Raw genomic sequence first — 358 nt, 5'->3', positions numbered from 1 at the left:
GCCCCGACTGCCCTGTCGACTCGCTCGACCCTGACACGATCGCCTCGCCGCCGACGCACGGCCTGCCAGCGCTGACTAGATGGCCGGCCGGCTTCTGGGGGTTGCTCTGTGACCGGCGCACGCTCTTCTTGCACGCACGGCAGGTCACGAGAGACCCAGCCGTTGATGGCTTGGCGTCGCGCTCCTTCACGAGGTCATCCTGCACCCGGTCCCTACGATCCATCCTCGAATCCGCCACCCGAGCTGACTCCACCGCTCAGAAATCGCGGCCAACGATTCACAGGACGTCCCCCTGATCAGCCCAACTCTCAGGCCACGACCTTCCTCATGTGGCACACACCCTCGGCATTGCCGGAAC

At 65.6% G+C, this 358-nt stretch carries 1 protein-coding gene; it reads right to left on the bottom strand.

Annotated features, from left to right (window positions below; genetic code table 11):
- The coding region (locus BN358_RS27605) for a hypothetical protein (protein WP_232233092.1) at positions 1–190 on the bottom strand (190 nt) is incomplete at its 3' end.
- Positions 191–358 lie beyond the last annotated feature (168 nt).

The organism is Sedimentibacter sp. B4, from assembly GCF_000309315.1.
Taxonomy (GTDB): Bacteria; Bacillota; Clostridia; order Tissierellales; family Sedimentibacteraceae; genus Sedimentibacter; species Sedimentibacter saalensis.
This window is presented reverse-complemented; position numbering and strand designations above follow the sequence as displayed.